This is a genomic window from Ohtaekwangia sp. (assembly GCF_036786105.1).
Classification (GTDB): Bacteria; Bacteroidota; Bacteroidia; order Cytophagales; family Cyclobacteriaceae; genus Ohtaekwangia.
In genome coordinates this window covers 34,916-52,124 of record NZ_DAIQRQ010000022.1, presented here as the reverse complement: position 1 = coordinate 52,124, position 17,209 = coordinate 34,916, and the positions used below count along the sequence as shown (strand labels likewise).

Below are 17,209 nucleotides of genomic sequence, written 5' to 3'. Positions count from 1 at the left end.
ATCAGCGATCTCCTCATAAATTTTATGTGTCCAGACAATTACTCACTTACCAAAAAATTGCAGCGCTATTAATTTCTTTAATTTTTATGCCAAGCAATAGCAAGTGCGTGATTTTATTTTCACGTTATAACACAGAGGAGTATATGTATCGTGTTTTCTTATACTTTTCTTCACACATCGTTAATATGTTGATACATCAAATGCAACCGGTATACAGTATATATAGTATAGATGTTATAAAGCTTTTTTTAAGTAGTGGGAGTTTTCTGTAGCACTTTCATCAATTCCTGTTCGTTGGTAAGATCAAGCCGCAGCGGAGTGATCGACACCCACCCGTTATCAATGGCCCAGCGATCTGTTCCTTCTTCAGCAGCCTCCAGGGGCACTACGGTAAACCAGTAATGTTTGCGGCCCATGGGGTCAGTACCCGGAACAATCTTGCCATCGTATTGCTGCACGGCCTGTCGTGTCCACTTTATACCTACCGGGTTAGGTGGAAAGTTTACATTTACCAAGGATAGGTTCGGGTTCTCCAACAATAGCGAAAGTGTTTTCTCTACAAAGGGTTCTAATGTATTAAAGTCAGGCTCTGCTTTACCGGCAGGTGTACTCAATGCTATACCTTTCATGCCCAATAATACTGCCTGCTTGGCACCTGCCAGCGTACCGGAATGCCACATGGAATTGCCCAGGTTGGAACCCATATTTATACCGGAGAGCACTACATCTGTGCTTGACAAATGCGAGCCGAGTGCTACGCAATCAGCTGGCGTACCATTTACCCGATAGGCCTCTATATTTCCGAAGTTGATAGGCGACTTCTTATAGAACAATGGACGTGATGCAGTAATGGCATGTCCCATGGATGACTGCTCCACATCGGGCGCTACTACACGTACTTCGCCGAAGCGGGCGGCTATCCTGGCAAGGCACGCTATGCCAGGGCTATAGATGCCATCATCATTTGTGACAAGTATTTTCATGCAAGACTTCTTTTCTATCGAAATAAGATCATTAATATTCGTACCAGGCACTATAATTATTTCCGGAGTGCTATCAGAATGAAGTCGCTCGTATGAAGTCAGCAAAGTTTATACACAATCCCAAGGCAGGAGAAGGCTCTGAGATCGAACACAAAATCGTTTCATCACTACTAAAAGCCGGATATACATGTAGCTATTCCTCTACAAAAGAAGAGGGATGGGAAAAATTGGAGGCAGGCGAAGAAGACTTCATTGTTGTAGCAGGTGGCGATGGCACCGTGCGGAAAGTAGTGATTGAATTATTAAACAAGCGATTGCCTATTGGCCTTATACCACTCGGTACTGCCAACAATATTGCCAAAACACTCGACTTGCCGGAAGACGCTGATTCGATTATACAGGGATGGAGCGCCCAGAGGACAAGACCGTTTGATGTAGGACGCATCTATAATCTGAAAGAAGAGAAATTCTTTCTGGAAGGACTTGGTTTCGGAGTTTTTCCCAAACTGATGCGGGCGATGCAGAAGGAAGGCAAAAAGAAAGAGGTTCCGGACAAGAAGCTGCGCACAGCCCTGGAGTTGCTTCACGATATTATTATGACCTACGAAGCGCGCACATGCCGGATACAGATTGACGATGCCGAATACAGCGGTAACTACCTGATGGCTGAAGTGATGAACACACGATCAATCGGCCCGAACCTGAACCTGGTTCCGTTTGCCGACCCGGGAGATGGCGAATTTGAGGTGGTATTGATCGCAGCCGCTCAACGCGACCAATTTGCCAACTATATTCTCAGTAAGATTATGGGAAAAGAAGAGCCTGCCTTTTTCAACATTCTCAAAGCCAAAAAGCTCAAAATATACTGGGAAGGCGTTCACCTGCACGTAGACGATGCCTACATCAAATTATCGAAGGCCATCGAGATCAAGGTGGAGCTGCAACCCGATGCCGTCCGGTTCCTGACGGTTGAACATTGATGATTTTTACCCGGATATTACATCGGTCAGAAAAAAAATTTTAAACTTTTTTTTGGACTTTTTTTTCAATACATATCTAAAACTTAGGTATATATTTTCAAAATTTATACAGGTAATTATTGTATATATCCCCCTTGTACTCATTAACTCGAATTTTCGGGTATACCATATTCGGTATAATTCAAATATACTTGTACTATAACCGATAGCTTATACCTAAAACGAATCAACTCAACTACATTATATCTATGAAACGAAAACCTATCCTATCAAAACCTGCGGTCATTATTATGGCGCTTATTATCAGCACGGCATGTTCAGAGCATCCCGTAACGATACAGAACGATTCTCCCGGCAGCTCAGGCACCGGTACAGTAAGCAGTGCAGCGCGAACTGAGCAACAGACAAATCCTTTCAACCCAACGGTAGGTGCCCCTATTGATTATGACCAGGGCGAGCGTTGGATCGACAATTACGAAAGCTCCAGTACCACTCAGGCAACTTATACCATTAAATCCGCTCCACTGGCCGCCATTCTAAGCGGTGGTAACTGCGTGGGCATCAGCCTGGTATATGCCGTGGACTTTCAACATCGCTTACACATACTCCCTATTGGTGTGAATTCGAATGGCCGGTGGATCAAGTCGAAAACGGTGTACACTCAAAATGGTGATGTAACGTGGCAAACAGCACAATGCTGGATCAAGAATTATACGGGGTCGGTACAGTCTCACTTTTTCGGGCAAAATACGTTCTCACGCCTGTGGACCGGCGGTAAGGCAGATGTGGTGGTATCGTTTGCCAGAGACGACAACAATAATCCACAATTGCTGTTAACGGCTCCTTCGCCAGCTCGCACAAACGGCAGAACGGCAGGCTCAGGTTATGAAGATGCATCTTCTCCATGTCCACCGGTATGTCCAAAGTAATGAGCGATATGGTGCATGAAATCTCCAAGGCACTGATTTATATCTCTTATTTTTCAATCGTTGTGCCTATCTATTTTCTCGTTAGAAGAAAACATGTTTTGAAGTTTCGGCAATACCGGCTGCTGGGTATTTTCTTCCTGGCATCGGTAGTTACGGATATTGGAAGTTATATATTGGCGAGATACCAGATCGCCAATATATTCCTGATCAATGTTTACTTTATCGTCAGCTTTGGAATATTGAGCCTGATGTACGCACGCTTACTTCGCAATGCAAAGCCTGCCATATACTCGTTCTTTGCATTCAGCGCGGCCGTATTCGTTATCGATACATTCTGCATTCACGGTATAGAGCGCATGCAGAATTACGTTACTACGCTATGCAGCGTATTGGCGCTTGGTTATGCCGTTGTATATTACGACCATCTGTTGGGTACAACCGATGCCCAGAAGATAAAGCGGTTGCCGTTCTTCTGGATCAACACCGCTGTGGCGTATTACTTCGGACTCAACCTGGTGATCTTTATCTTCAGCACATTCGTATTTGAAAACCTTCACGAAGATGAAGTGCTCACCGTCTGGATGTTTCATAACCTGAATAATATTATGAGGAATCTACTGCTCGCAGCTGGGCTATACTATGCCGGGGAAAAGAGGAGTTGATTGTCTATGAAAATTGAACAAGAACATCTGATAACGGATAACTAATAACCGGATAATGAATACTTATTTTCCGTGTCATTCTGTGAAATCTGTGGGAAATAAATGCATTTTGTTCCCGCAGAAATCACAGAATAGCACAGATCGTTACAGGGTAACCGTTAGCATACTCTTCCTGACAACGATTAACAAATGTCGACCCGTTGGAAATTTGCTATCAGTACTGAAAAAACAGAAATTTAAAAACTCGCTGATATTAGTGTAAGCTGGCTGTTCTCCGCTAACTATTCACTTCTACTCTAAAGTGATCGAGCCACTCCAGAGCTTCGTTCTGCTTGTTGAAAAGCTTGGTGGTAATGGAAAACTTATTTACTGCGCCTAAAATAAGATTGATATAGTATAATTTGAATGCATTACCATTGGTAACGATCGCTGCTCGCCTGAGTCCCGCCTGTGCGGCTAACGGCATCATCTCTTTTTCAAACCACTTGCGATTATCCGGACTGATTACACCCTGGCGCGATATATCCGAAAGCATACAATCCACCGGGTATTTCCTGCCATACTCAAGCATGGCCATAAACGGTTTTTTATATTCTTCGGTAGAAGGGCTGCCATCCCAGATCAACACCAACAGTCGCTTTTCAGGATAATAGGTTACAGAGGCATAAGGTGCCTCAAAAACTTTCGGGTTCATGCTTCGAATCTACAAATATTTTACACGGCAAACATACCTCTCGCTCTATTTCGCCATTTGTTCACGTAAGCAAAACAATCTTGCCAATATGCTCGCTGCTCTCCATAAGGCGGTGTGCAGCGGCAGCTTCTGCTAAAGGAAAGGTCTTGTAAATAACAGGCTTTATTATACCGGATATGAGCCATGGCCATACATATTTTTCGAGGTTGGCAGCTACAGTCGCCTTAAATGCACTATCGCGAGCCCGCAGGGTCGAGCCGGTAATCGTAAGGCGCTTGCGCATGATCTGTGAAAGTTTCATCGACACTTCATCACCCCGCATTACATTGATCAACACAAGTCTTCCTTCTTCCGCCAGTATATCAAGATTGCCCGAAGTATAGTCGCCACCGATCATATCCAGTATAACGTCTACACCTCTGCCTTCTGTTACCTGCAGCATAACATCTCTGAATTTCTCTGTTTTATAGTTGATTGCCCGACTGGCACCCAGCGACTCGCAAAAGTTACATTTCTCTGCGCTGCCTGCTGTGCTATATACCGTTGCTCCCCACGCCTTTGCCATCTGTATAGCGGCTACCCCTATACCACTGGAACCCCCATGCACAAGCAGGCTCTCTCCCGACTGCAGTCTTCCACGGTCAAACACGTTGCTCCATACGGTGAAGAATGTTTCGGGCAATGATGCGGCCTCAGAAAAATCGAGGTTGGCAGGTATAGGCAGGCATTGTCCTTCCGGCACGGCGCAATACCCGGCATATCCACCTCCTGCTACCAAGGCACATACACGATCTCCAATGTTCCAGCGAGTCACTCGCGTGCCAATCTTCGCTACAATGCCTGCTACTTCCAGCCCCGGTATATCTTGTATTGTTCCTGCAGGGGGCGGATAGTGACCTTTGCGCTGCGCTATATCGGGACGGTTCACACCTGACGCTTTCACTTGTATAAGCACTTCCTGTTCAGCAGGTTCAGGTTGCGGGCGCTCCTGCAACTGCAACACTTCCGGGCCGCCCGGTTGTTCAATCACGATCGCTTTCATATACTATACATGTTCTATGAACAATGTTAGTAAAAAAATGATTACTTGGGATTGACCTATCCCCCACCCATCTGGGCACGAACAAAAAATGGGCACACCCGAAAGTATGTCCATTAAAATTTATTTCCCGGGAAGCAGAAGAAGATTTAAATCACTCGCGCGGGAGGATTAACGGATGACAACAAATACTGTTAAAAAGGGAGGAATTGTACTACTTGCAAGACTGTTGTGCACGCTCGGACACTGTTGAAAGTGCAGAGTTATAGTCCAGGAGATCTTTTGTCTCCTTATCCAGTATCACCGTAATCTCTTTAATTACCGTGTCGAGCTCGTTCGCACATTTCTCCAACATCTCAATATGTGAATTAAACGTCTGGGGTGAAAACTCATCTTCTGATGACCTGGTGAGTTTGACCAGATATACAAGACCCAGAATCCTTGCCAATGGCCCACGTACTTTGTGAGAATTGAAAAATGCGTACTCAATAAGCTTCCGATTCAACATCTGGATATCTTTTGTTCGCTCTTCAACCAACGCTTCCAGTCTTTTACTGTAACTGGCGATAACCTCATTTTGCGCAGATACTTCAGCATTTGCCTCCTCCAATTTTTTATTGGCCTCGAACACGCGCTCACGTTCTCTTTCAAATTCAAGTTTATACTCAAAGCTGATATAAAGTATATTACCGATACGCATCAGTATTTCAAGAACGTTCATAGCAACGTGATCATCACTGCGCAAATCTGCAACCCATTCCGGTCGATAGAGCTGGGTAAGGATCATACCCGTCATAATCATCAAATAGAGAGCAACGAAAACTATGCGCTCCCGGCCGGTAAAAATAATGATCAACGCAATGATAAGACCAAACATGTCGAATCCATTCACGCTAAACATACCGCCCTGAAAAAAGAATCCCGCTGTAATCGAAGTCATAATCATGCCAACGGATACATATTTAGACCATCTGGAGCCGTGGCTGCGGATTACCCATATATAGCAGGCTACAAAAACCATCGCGGTAATAACAGCTTTCAGAATATTATCAAAGCCGCGTCCACAAATAGCGTCGTACAGTATATAGATAAAAATGATCAATACTGTACTGCGTAAAAAACGCAGTAAAATATTCACCTCAAGCGTAAAGCTTTGCTGCGGATATGGATTGATCAGTTTCATTTGCATCATTCTGTTCCTGAATTTGCTAACAGGCACATGGTATGATCAGTACATCTTTATTTATGAACCAGGCATGCCTGCATGTTGAGAATAGTATACGCCTGCTCAACATTATCAACATAAACGGTTTCAATCCTGGCCTCCGTTAATTTCATAAAGTAACCAGTGGCACCGCTGTCGCGATACGTGTTCTCGCGCACTACCATAATTCTTCGGAATCTTTGCTCCGGGCGGACAATTGAAAAGTATTTCTTTACATATTCTGACAGTGCCAGCACAGCGTACTGCTGCGACTCAAAACTGATCCCCTGATGGTTTAATGTATTGAATATGATTGCCGTTGGATAACGCTCTGCAGCCAGATCCGACATACTGTCTATACCGGCACGAAATATACTCTCGGGTGTAAATCCCTCCCACGTTACCTCCATAACCTCACCTTCCAGCATGGTAATGGTAAGATATTTACGACCCGATATAGTAGTGAGCTTCAACAACTCTACTGCACTCACGGAGCTTTTACAATTTGTTATTGTTTTATTGCGTGACATCCCTGTGATATTATTCGATAATCCTACACTTCCTTTTCTTCATGGCACTTACCCTGTCTGGCAATACCGTTTCAGTTTCTGACAGCAACTTTATATACCAGCCTATACTATTGGCCCGCTTTCAATCTCCGAAGTTCTTCTTCTGTAGCTTTAAGTTTCTCTATTATTTTAGTGGTAGCCTGCCGGTTGCTCTCCGCTACTTTTTTAGCACGTTCAGCTTCTTCTTCCCGCACACGGTCTAATTCCTTTTGCTTGCGCACCATTTCCTCCTGGGTGGCCTGCAGTTCTTCGAGATTCTGGCGCATCTCCTCTTCTGTGGAGCGCATCTCTTCTGCCTGACGCTGTGATGCCTCCAGCAGACTCTGCATCTTATCTGTGGTTCTCACGGCCTGCAATGCAGACGCTACAAACTCTCCTGCCTTCTCAAGGAATTGGATCTGGTGATCCTCAAATTTTTCAAGGCTTGCAAGCTCAATGATCGCTTCTGTTTTATCGTTGTACTTCATCGGCACAATCAATAAACAGCCTGGCGTTGCTTCGCCCATACCGGATGTGATATAGGTATACCCCTGCGGAAGTTTGGTAAGCATAGTAGTTTGCCCTTCCAGATAAGCCTGACCGATCATGCCCACGCCAATCTCGATTCTGCGCTCAATGAATTTTCTTCTATCGAAAGCGTAGCAAGCTGCCAGCTCCAGGTAAGGTTTTTGTTCATCTTCTTTTATCACAAATAAACCTCCCTGCTGCGCCTGCATGTAGCGGGTTAAGAAGCGTATTACTTCCTGCGACAATTCACTCAGATTATTCTGATGATTTCGTACCGTCTCCGAAAATTTGGTAAGTCCTTCGTTTGTCCACAACCTGCGCTCTTCCTCGCGTTTCATCTGCTTCAGCTGATCACGCATATTGGTAAGTCTGCCCGCGAGGTTCGTTTCGTTCAAAGGTTCGTTTTCATCATTCAAACCATTCCACTCGATGCCATATTTACCCTGCGATATACTCTCAATAAATTCGCTCGCCTGCTGCAGGTTCACGATGGAGCTCTCGATAACTTTCTTCGGATCTGTTATTGTCTGGTCGGTACCGGGGTTAAAAACATATTTCCGGTTATTTTGATCCAATTCTATGAGCAGCGTTGATCGACTGCGATCATCGTTGCGTATTTTGTAAACCACGTACCCCAGTGTTGGCAATCCTATGAGTAGTATAAATGCCTGCAAGTACAAATTATTATTCACTGCGGCCTGATACTCTTCTTCGGCTGTTGTTTTTATCTGTCCTTCAAATGCTACGATTTTGGTATTTATTTCGTTCCATTGCAAATACACTTTAAGACCACGGTCTTCCGCCAGCATGTTACGAAATGTAGCCATACTGTCTATGTCTACCATTCGCTTCATTTCAAGGATAAATTCTGCATACTCCTTGTAAGTGTTGCGTAAGCCATCCAGCGGCCCAACATCATAACCTTGTTTAACCAGTCCTTCTCTTAAGATGTCGAAATTTCTATCAATGCGGCCTGTAGCTTCTTCTGCGGGACCAAACATTTCCGGCTTTTTGGTAATAAAATAGCCACGAACAGCAAGATCGAAATTATGCAAGAAGTAATTAACAAGTTGATCTGATCGAGAGATTATTACTTCTGATTCGTGCATGGTCTCGCTATTCTTTACAATAATCTTTTTGTTATAAAAGATCAGCGCAACGTTAACAACAAGTAATGCCGAGACAAACGCTATGACAGCAACAATGCTATTTTTCTTAAGAACTTGAAGAAATTTCATAAATGTTTTATCTGTTTAACAACTCACAATCCTTACTTCCGCAGTACATCTGTCATCCAGTAACTTCTCAAAACTTTCTTATCCACTCCAGCGCAGTACTTGCCTCGATGAAGTATTTTGTGTGCATCACTTTCTTCTCTTCCGCCTCGGTATGAGCCGCCTGCATATCGAGCTGGGCGAACATATTCTCCGGAACAATAAAGGCAACATGGGTAATACCTGCCTTCACCACCTCAGGGAACCACACATTTCTGACGTGGTCTACTCCTCCTTTAGGATATATAGCAATCTTCTGTAAGTTCACAATACACTTGCGGATGGTATAGTGGTGTATCATCATCAATTCATACCGGATTGCTTCTGCGAGTTCTTCATAGGAAACGAATCCGCTAAATATTATATCCAAATAGCCATCGGCATGGTTAAAACTTATCCGTACATGTTCCGTCTCCAGGTTTTTCATCCAGCTTTATATTCATTCCGTGATATATACTTGTTATTCTGATATATACCCGGATATACGTTCGCGTGCTTCATTTTAAACAGGATTGCTCAGTGCGGCAATGATCTGTTCTTTCTCTTCAAGTTGCTGACGCAACACCGCTTCATTTTCTATAAATTCTCTCACCGTTTGCTCCATCATCGTTTGCTGTGCTATAACCTGCTGCTCCTTCAAGGCAAGCTCATCTGACTTCGCCCTGGTTTCAGCTTCCTGTATACGCAGCTTTTCAATAGTCTTGGTCATCATCTGCTTTTGTGCTTCCAGTTGAGCCGCGTTACGTTCTAATTCACGCGTGCGCTTGGCTTCACTCTCCATTGTAGCCTGCAGTTCTTCCATGGTCTGGCGCAACTCTTCTTCCTGTGCCTGACTTTCCGTCAATAACCGGTCAGCTTCCTGTTTTGCCTGCATAATCACGGTTACATCCTTAATAAAGACAGCAACCGCAGTTACTGCTCCATCCACGGAACGAATCGGAACATAATGAACTATATAATTTTTGCCTTCAGACTCATTCTCCATCTCTATCAATTCGCCAGCAAGCGCCCGATCATATATTTGTTTTAGTCCTTCATACGAAGAAAGAAGCGTTAACAAATTAGCACCTGCCTCCAATCGGATTCCCACGCGCTTAAACTCTTCAATTGCTGCCCGGTTATAGCTTAATACCTTATAAGCATGATCGAAAGTGACAATGGAATCGGTTGATGCGTTCATCATCTCCTGCAGAAAACGCTCTTTGTTTTGCGTCTCTGTAAGCACACGCATCATTTCGTCCTGCGTAGCGGCCAGCTCTTCCATATTCTGGCGCATCTCTTCTTCCTGTGCGCGCATTTCTTCTGCCTGCTGGCGGCTCAGTTGCAACAGTTTCCGGGTTTGTTCGTTAGTGCGTGCTGCCGCTACAGCAGAGGCTATATTTTCGCAGACTTTTACAATGAAATCCTGCTTATAGGTTTTATAGGGCTCGAATGATGCAAGTTCCAAAACACCATATATAGTCTCGTTTACTTTGAGAGGCACAATAAAGATGCAACGTGGCGTAGCATAGCCCAATCCGGATGTTATGTTCACATAATCTGCCGGCACCTGACTCATGAATATGGGCGCACCTTCTTCCCAACACTGCCCTACCAGACCCTGACCTCTGTAGATGATCCGTTCTTCGAATTTCTTTTTATCCCAGGCATAGCATGACAACAGTTTGAGATGCTCCTCTTCTGAGTCTTCAGAAGCACTTTCACAGATGAATAAACCTCCCTGATTGGAGTCTGTATACCGTACCAGGTTACTGATAATAGCATCGCCCAGTTTTTGAAAATCGTTCTCGTTGCGAATAATCTCGGCAAACTCGGCAAGGCCAGCCACAGACCAGTTACGCTGGCGTTCGTTTTCAGCATTGCGCTTCAGGTTCTGACGCATGTCGATCAGCGCTTTTCCCATTGCATCCTTATCACTCAGTAATGTGAAGGAAGTGTCGGTATAATTGCCGTTGCCGATCTGCTCGGCGAACGTAAGCCTGGCGTTCATTCCTACCATCAAGCCCTTGATCGCCTTCATGATCAATCCAATTTCATCATTACGCTCGTTGAACTTGACGTCAACCATATCGCCTTCACCCATCTTTACAATGACTTGTTTTAACTGCATAATCGGTTTCACAACCTTTTTAACAGTGAAGTAATACGAAGCAATGGATGCCACCGTGCAAAACACGAGCATGCCTATAAGTAAATAGATAATGGTTACCCGGTTGTATGCCTTCTCGCTATAAATGGCTTGCATGTGGTTTTTTTGGAAGAGCAACGTCTTGTCGAGCTTGCTTTCAATTTGCTTCACATTGGGGGTAATGTTACGGTCAAGAATCTTGATGGCCTTATCTAATCGTACCGGATTGTAGGAAGAATCCGTCTTCAGCAATTCCATGATTTCATTTTGGCCCAGCAGCATTTTCTGAACATCGGTCAGCAAGCCATTTATTTCTTCCGTGAGCTGAGCGTCATGGGCATCGGCGCATATCTTTTCAAGCCTGCGCTTCAACGCAAGGTAGTCTACCTTGTGTATATCAATGAGCGTTTGCTTGTCTTCAGGATTTGGTTGAAAAATCCAACGGTTTGTAAGACGCAGTGAGTTATACTGCAATTCGTTGAGATCTTTCAACGAAAGATATACAGGAGAATATACCTGCTGAACTTTGTTTTCGAGCTCTTCATTGGTATTAAGAGACCGATAACAAACGAATGTTACTAGGGCCGCCACCAAAACGATAAACAGGTAGCCGGCTGACATCTGCCCTGATAAAGTAAATCTAATTTTCATACTCCACGGTTGGGACACTTGGGTCGATTTTAAAAGAACTATGGCAAAGGTAAATCTGCGGTATACAATAGTATGTCTGGTTTAATGCTTACCCACGAATCAATATTTACTGAAAATCGCCTCCGTATAAATACATAGACCTAGCCCTATATTAGGTAGCACCCTTACCCGAGAGAAACGTTTTCAGGCCTTTTTCTACCGGATAAACCAGGAGGGCAATAACAGCCTGCACAAAGAAGTTCACCACGGGCGAAGTGTCTGTAGTCCAATAACTGGCAGCCAGATTCTGAATCAGTTCAATGATGAGGATCAAGGTGAGAAATGTGAGTATCCGCGTAATAAATTCATAGCGATTGCCTTTTTGATTCCGGTTTAAACGGAACGTGAGAAACAGCAGTGATCCGAAGAAAATTATTTCGAGTAAATAGAACCACGAAGTCTTCCAATAAGGAGGCACTACTCTAAAATGCATGAGATGTGTTTCCGATGTCTCACCCAACGCGTCCTTTATACGCACGTGGAGGTCATATGTGCCCGCCGGCAACAGTTGATACGACAAAGAAGCATCTGAAGTCCAATCTGTCCAGTTTCCGGATAGGCCATCCAGCTTATATTGATACTGTAAACCTAACAGGCCCAGGTAATCGGGATGAATAAATTCAAAGGCAAGCGAACTGTTATCCTGATCAACTTTCAGATTTTTCAAAGGCAGTGGCTTTCCATCCTTACTTAACACCTGTTTTACCAGCACTTTATGCAGTGAAGGTTGAGCGGTGTACGTCTGCGATGATATTTTGTATAACTCATTCGTTCCGGTCGTTACCCAGAACTGTCCATTAGGCTGCACGTACAGGGATTTGATCTGCTTGAAGAATCCCAACACGTTAAGGCTTTCGTGCGATATGCGGCTGTCAGACAAACAGGTCCATTGTGAATTGTGATATACCCAGATGTTTTCGTTGCTCTGAATAACGCGATCAATCTTGCCAAGCTCTTTTCGCATAGCCCGATCGTGCAACAGGATGTTGCGGGTAGAATCGTAGTAAAAACAGTCGTGCGAAGCAATGAAATATATGTTGCCCTTGCGGGTGAACGCGTAGACATTGTCGTTATAAGCATTCTCGATACGCAGCGTACTGAACTTGGAGTAGGCCTGGGCACTGTCTTGTTTTAACCGGTATATGGCGTTGCGGCCACTGAGCCATATCTCATTCTTTCGTTCGTTATTGATGTGTATTACTTCATCATCAATAGTGCGGGAAGTAACCAACGCCCAGGATGCCTGTTTCTTGGAGAATATCTTAAGCCGGTGATCTACCGTAAAAGAAACGATTTCGCCCGTGCTGCCATTACAGGCAAATGCCAGTGTATGGTCTGAATCGATCTTTGTTGCTTTTCCATGTTGAATTTCAAAGAGACCACCACTGCCTCCCGCTATTATACTGTTTCTCCATTGTTTTATGCTCACACTCTTGCCAGTATAGCCGGCTACCGGCCGGTAGCGATACTGTATTTCATCAGGTGCCGATTTTTGCTCTGTCCGATTTTTGTGCGAACGCACGAGAATCTTATTCTGAATATTTTTTACCTCTGTCTTGGTATCTGCTATAACAGGAGGTGTCTCTTTTTCTTTCGCTTCTGCTTCTTCAGATTTCTTCTTTTTGGAACGCAGGAATCCAAAGAGCTTGCGATTTGATTTTGTTTCTACCGGAGGCTCACTCTCCTGCACGGCTACCTGTTGCGTTTGCACTGGTTTACGCTGTGTTGCCACGTTACGCCTGCCAGTCGATACAGGCGCTTCTTTCACTGCCTTTACCGTTTCCAACAGGTACAGGCCTGTGCTTGTGCCGATGTATACGGAGCCTTCAAAGGGCATTACTGACAGGAGATTACCATCTATACCTGGAAAATTGGAATAACAACGGAACGGCAATGCGGGGGCAATGCGTGTAAAACCATACGCGTGTGCCACCCATATACCCTGATCGCGATCGCTTCCGAGGGCATACACCTCATTGTCAGGCAGGCCCGTGTGATAGTTTACAATCTTATCCAGTGTACCCGTGGTGGTTTTGATGAATACTACACCTCCGCGAAGCGTGCCTATAGCAACAAGGTCTTTGTTTACCCACCGGCACGAGGTAGGCTCCGACCGTTCCAGGTATCGGTCATCGTTCAGGTTAACGCGTGTAGCACCGCCGTTGCGCAACCAGAATAACTCGTTCTGATGTGTGGCCACGAGAGATACGGAAGGGTTTTCAGGTTGTGCTGCTGCGAACACGACCCATGCACCTTTAGGCAGCCCCGTTTCTGTTACCTGCAACGTTTTTCCCGCAGGTATATAAAATGATTTGTCTTGTGCCTGCACGATCAGTTTGCCGGAAAGCAAAAACATATTCACAAGGCTGTTGTCTTCAGGTGCGGGAATGCGTTGGATGGTTCGCTTCGCCTGATGGTATATGTAAAGCGCTTCGCTGCTGAGGAAGAAGATATCATCGCCCTGCTGTTCAATCTTGAAAACTCCTTCAGAAGATACTTTTTGAGGCAGCGCTATATATTGAGCCATAGAAAAGCCCATGGTATATTGCAAATACCCAATGCCCATTTTACCGGCAACATATACCTGGTTGGCAGGCGTTACATGTATATCATATACAGTACCGGGGCACGACACAAGATCCCAATGGCGCCCATCGTAGTGTAAGACTCCATGTTTGTTGGCTACATAAACAAGCCCGTTAGCATCTTGCTCTATGGCGAAATTCTCTGTATCGAAACGATTATTATCGTAGGTATGCTGTGTTAAAAAATAATCCCCCTCCTGTGCAGCACCTGTTATGTAATATAAAATCAAAAAGGCTGCAATAATTACCTGTCGCTTCATCCTGTTATCGGTTAGGTGTCCCGCAAGTTTCGAACAATGCGTTGCACAAGCAGACTGTGCGGGACCTATATGTACACTCAAATGTAGAGCAATCCGAAAAAACTGTTTCTCTGCAATATTCAGGAAGGGTACGTGCTTTAATTACCGAGCAAAATGTCTGTAATTCTACGGAACACCCCTTCGGTAAAACGTTAGCAAACGTACCGTTACGTTCATGTGCGTTTAAACGCCTGCACAGATAAAACCAGATGGCCCGGAGCCACCGGTAAATTCAAATCATTACGCTTGGATAAGTTCATGCAGAAGATTATCTTAAGTAACGATTCTGTTACTCTATAGCAACATACTTGTGTCGGGGCGGTGTGGAAACCAGTATGAAGCACCACGGATTGGAGATTAACCACGTTAGTATCATGATCGAACCGTTCGCTACAAAACCGTTAACTGAAAATGCATCCCTGCAAGCTTCTATTGTAGAAAACGCTGAAGATGCTATTGTGAGCAAAACTCCGGATGGTACAATTACCAGCTGGAATCGCGGAGCTGAAAAACTGCTGGGATATACGCACGCCGAGGTAATCGGTAAAAATATAGCACAGATCATTCCGGCCGATCGTTTGCAGGAAGAAACGCTGATCACAACACGCATTCTCAAAGGTGAATTCATCGATCATTACGAAACAGAGCAGGTACATAAGAACGGCAAAACTATATATCTTTCCATAATGGCATCGCCGATCCGGAATGGCGCAGGAGAAATTACGGGTATCGCCAGCATTGCGCGTGATTTCAGGCGGCATCATACACCACAGGAAACATTCAGATCGCTGTTGGAATCAGCACCTGATGCCATGATCATTGTAGGCAACGATGGAAGGATACAAATGGCGAATACGCAAACTGAAAAGCTTTTTCTCTTCACCCGCGATGAGTTGCACAATCAAAACATTGAAGTACTTATCCCCGATCGTTATCACAAGCATCATCCTAAACACCGTGAAGGATTTTTCCATGATCCGCGCGTGCGCGGCATGGGTATAGGCCTGGAGTTATACGGTAAACGAAAAGATGGCACCGAATTTCCGGTAGAGATTAGTCTCAGCCCGCTGGAGACAACGGAAGGTATACTGGCACTGGCGGCGATTCGCGATATAACGGAACGAAAGAAATCGGAAGAGAAATTTAAAGGATTGCTGGAGTCTGCCCCCGATGCCATGGTGATTGTAGGCCAGGATGGAAAGATACAAATGGTGAATGCGCAGATTCAGAATATATTTCAATATGAAAGGCGTGAGATAGAAGGTAAGGAAATAGAAGTACTTATACCGGAGCGGTTTCATGGTGCACACCCGGGGCATCGTAAAAATTTCTTTCGTGATCCGCGCATCCGCGGCATGGGCATAGGCCTGGAGTTATACGGTAAACGAAAAGATGGCTCTGAATTTCCGGTAGAGATCAGTCTTAGTCCGCTCGAAACAGAAGAAGGTACATTAGCACTGGCGGCGATACGCGACATTACAGAACGCAAGCTTGCCGAGCAACGCATCCAACAGCTGAATCTTGAACTGGAAGAGCATATCGTAGAACTGGAGTCATTTTCTTATTCTGTATCGCACGATTTGCGTGCCCCTCTCCGGGCCATCGATGGCTTCATTGCCATGTTTCTGAATCGCTTCGAAACCACCGATGAAGAAGGTAAACGTTTACTTGGCAATATTCGCCGGAACGTTACTAAGATGGGCAATCTCATTGACGACCTGCTTACGCTCTCGCGCATCGGTATGAAAGATATACAGGTCACGCCCATCGATATGAATACCCTGGTGCAATCGGTACTCGAAGAGCTGAAAGAAACAAGAGGTAACGCCGAAGTTGAAGTGCATGAACTACCGATGGCAGAAGCAGATATAGCGTTGATGAAACAGGTATTCCTGAATCTCGTTTCCAACGCGTTTAAATATTCATCCAAGAAAGCCGCACCGCATATCATTATAGGATGTATACCGCAGCATGGAGAAACACATTATTATGTAAAAGATAATGGTGTAGGTTTTGACATGGAATACTATAACAAGTTGTTTGGAGTTTTTCAGCGGCTTCACAATCCGCAGGAATACCAGGGAACCGGTGTTGGACTCGCCATTGTGAAACGAGTTGTATCGCGCCATGGAGGAAAAGTGTGGGCGGAGGGTAAAGAAGGCGAAGGTGCGATTTTTTATTTCTCTCTGAAAAAAAACTAACCCCATTTTAATGGAACACGCGGACCGAGTTGAAATTCTTTTGGTGGAAGATAATCCGGATGATGCCGAGCTCACGATCTATGCATTGAAGCAAAGCGACAAGCATATAAATTTTCTTCACCTGAACGATGGTGTAGATGCACTGGATTTTGTGTTTGCCAAAAAGAACTATGAGAACAAGCGCATTCAAAACGATTTGAAACTTGTGCTGTTGGATCTGAAACTTCCGAAGATTGACGGCCTTGAAATTCTGCAACGCATTCGAAATGACGAGCGCACGCGATCATTGCCCGTGGTAATTCTGACCTCTTCGCGCGAAAAGAAAGATATTTGTACAGCGTATAACCTGGGTGTGAACAGTTACGTTGTAAAACCCGTTGAGTTTGAATTTTATGTGCAGGTAGTAAAAACATTAACTACATACTGGAATAGCATTAATGAAAAGCCGGTTGGGCAACTCTAACG

14 protein-coding genes are annotated in these 17,209 nt (G+C 44.7%); 5 read left to right on the top strand and 9 right to left on the bottom strand.

Annotation, left to right across the window (positions count from 1 at the left end; all coding sequences use genetic code 11):
- Window positions 1-248: 248 nt before the first annotated feature.
- A complete protein-coding gene (surE, locus tag V7Q33_RS11455) occupies window positions 249-983 on the bottom strand; it encodes a 5'/3'-nucleotidase SurE (protein ID WP_331975018.1) in 735 nt (244 codons plus the stop codon).
- Window positions 984-1,075: 92 nt separating this feature from the next.
- Between surE and V7Q33_RS11450 the strand changes: the two genes are divergently transcribed.
- From V7Q33_RS11450 to V7Q33_RS11440, 3 genes are all read left to right on the top strand, one after another.
- The gene (locus V7Q33_RS11450) at window positions 1,076-1,963 is read left to right on the top strand and encodes a diacylglycerol/lipid kinase family protein (protein ID WP_333819923.1); all 888 of its coding nucleotides are present in this window, start codon (window positions 1,076-1,078) and stop codon (window positions 1,961-1,963) included.
- A gap of 290 nt (window positions 1,964-2,253) precedes the next feature.
- Entirely contained in the window at window positions 2,254-2,892 is a 639-nt protein-coding gene (locus tag V7Q33_RS11445) for a hypothetical protein (RefSeq protein ID WP_333819922.1), read from the top strand.
- Complete coding sequence (locus tag V7Q33_RS11440; protein WP_333819921.1) at window positions 2,868-3,554, top strand: hypothetical protein; 687 nt, start codon at window positions 2,868-2,870, stop codon at window positions 3,552-3,554. Before V7Q33_RS11445 ends, V7Q33_RS11440 begins: the two co-directional genes overlap by 25 nt.
- Window positions 3,555-3,831: 277 nt before the next feature.
- Here V7Q33_RS11440 and V7Q33_RS11435 read toward each other — a convergent pair whose 3' ends face one another.
- From V7Q33_RS11435 to V7Q33_RS11400, 8 genes are all read right to left on the bottom strand, one after another.
- Window positions 3,832-4,248, bottom strand: coding sequence for a hypothetical protein (locus V7Q33_RS11435; RefSeq protein WP_331975010.1), 417 nt, complete (start codon window positions 4,246-4,248; stop codon window positions 3,832-3,834).
- 61 nt (window positions 4,249-4,309) lie between these two features.
- The gene (locus V7Q33_RS11430; protein WP_333819920.1) at window positions 4,310-5,290 is read right to left on the bottom strand and encodes an NAD(P)H-quinone oxidoreductase; all 981 of its coding nucleotides are present in this window, start codon (window positions 5,288-5,290) and stop codon (window positions 4,310-4,312) included.
- A 211-nt stretch (window positions 5,291-5,501) separates the two neighbouring features.
- On the bottom strand, window positions 5,502-6,479 hold the full coding sequence (locus V7Q33_RS11425; protein ID WP_333819919.1) for a cytochrome b/b6 domain-containing protein: 978 nt from the start codon (window positions 6,477-6,479) through the stop codon (window positions 5,502-5,504).
- A 47-nt stretch (window positions 6,480-6,526) separates the two neighbouring features.
- On the bottom strand, window positions 6,527-6,982 hold the full coding sequence (locus tag V7Q33_RS11420; RefSeq protein ID WP_331975004.1) for a hypothetical protein: 456 nt from the start codon (window positions 6,980-6,982) through the stop codon (window positions 6,527-6,529).
- 146 nt (window positions 6,983-7,128) lie between these two features.
- Window positions 7,129-8,805, bottom strand: a complete 1,677-nt coding sequence (locus V7Q33_RS11415) for a GAF domain-containing protein (protein WP_333819918.1) — start codon at window positions 8,803-8,805, stop codon at window positions 7,129-7,131.
- Window positions 8,806-8,872: 67 nt separating this feature from the next.
- Entirely contained in the window at window positions 8,873-9,211 is a 339-nt protein-coding gene (locus tag V7Q33_RS11410) for a hypothetical protein (protein WP_331975000.1), read from the bottom strand.
- Between the two features lie 132 nt (window positions 9,212-9,343).
- Window positions 9,344-11,620 carry a GAF domain-containing protein gene (locus V7Q33_RS11405; protein WP_333819917.1) on the bottom strand — a complete coding sequence of 759 codons (2,277 nt, stop codon included), beginning with the start codon at window positions 11,618-11,620 and terminating at the stop codon, window positions 9,344-9,346.
- Between the two features lie 151 nt (window positions 11,621-11,771).
- Entirely contained in the window at window positions 11,772-14,504 is a 2,733-nt protein-coding gene (locus tag V7Q33_RS11400; protein WP_333819916.1) for a triple tyrosine motif-containing protein, read from the bottom strand.
- Window positions 14,505-14,917: 413 nt separating this feature from the next.
- Here V7Q33_RS11400 and V7Q33_RS11395 point away from each other — a divergent pair, with 413 nt between their 5' ends.
- On the top strand, window positions 14,918-16,744 hold the full coding sequence (locus V7Q33_RS11395; RefSeq protein WP_333819915.1) for a PAS domain S-box protein: 1,827 nt from the start codon (window positions 14,918-14,920) through the stop codon (window positions 16,742-16,744).
- A 10-nt stretch (window positions 16,745-16,754) separates the two neighbouring features.
- Complete coding sequence (locus V7Q33_RS11390) at window positions 16,755-17,207, top strand: response regulator (RefSeq protein ID WP_333819914.1); 453 nt, start codon at window positions 16,755-16,757, stop codon at window positions 17,205-17,207.
- Window positions 17,208-17,209 lie beyond the last annotated feature (2 nt).

What these genes read in the sequence shown, in the direction of transcription:
- surE (WP_331975018.1), bottom strand. Translation starts at nt 983, where the DNA reads ATGAAAATACTTGTCACAAATGATGATGGCATCTATAGCCCTGGCATA.
- V7Q33_RS11450 (WP_333819923.1), top strand. Translation starts at nt 1,076, where the DNA reads ATGAAGTCAGCAAAGTTTATACACAATCCCAAGGCAGGAGAAGGCTCT.
- V7Q33_RS11445 (WP_333819922.1), top strand. Translation starts at nt 2,254, where the DNA reads ATGGCGCTTATTATCAGCACGGCATGTTCAGAGCATCCCGTAACGATA.
- V7Q33_RS11440 (WP_333819921.1), top strand. Translation starts at nt 2,868, where the DNA reads ATGTCCACCGGTATGTCCAAAGTAATGAGCGATATGGTGCATGAAATC.
- V7Q33_RS11435 (WP_331975010.1), bottom strand. Translation starts at nt 4,248, where the DNA reads ATGAACCCGAAAGTTTTTGAGGCACCTTATGCCTCTGTAACCTATTAT.
- V7Q33_RS11430 (WP_333819920.1), bottom strand. Translation starts at nt 5,290, where the DNA reads ATGAAAGCGATCGTGATTGAACAACCGGGCGGCCCGGAAGTGTTGCAG.
- V7Q33_RS11425 (WP_333819919.1), bottom strand. Translation starts at nt 6,479, where the DNA reads ATGATGCAAATGAAACTGATCAATCCATATCCGCAGCAAAGCTTTACG.
- V7Q33_RS11415 (WP_333819918.1), bottom strand. Translation starts at nt 8,805, where the DNA reads ATGAAATTTCTTCAAGTTCTTAAGAAAAATAGCATTGTTGCTGTCATA.
- V7Q33_RS11405 (WP_333819917.1), bottom strand. Translation starts at nt 11,620, where the DNA reads ATGAAAATTAGATTTACTTTATCAGGGCAGATGTCAGCCGGCTACCTG.
- V7Q33_RS11400 (WP_333819916.1), bottom strand. Translation starts at nt 14,504, where the DNA reads ATGAAGCGACAGGTAATTATTGCAGCCTTTTTGATTTTATATTACATA.
- V7Q33_RS11395 (WP_333819915.1), top strand. Translation starts at nt 14,918, where the DNA reads ATGATCGAACCGTTCGCTACAAAACCGTTAACTGAAAATGCATCCCTG.
- V7Q33_RS11390 (WP_333819914.1), top strand. Translation starts at nt 16,755, where the DNA reads ATGGAACACGCGGACCGAGTTGAAATTCTTTTGGTGGAAGATAATCCG.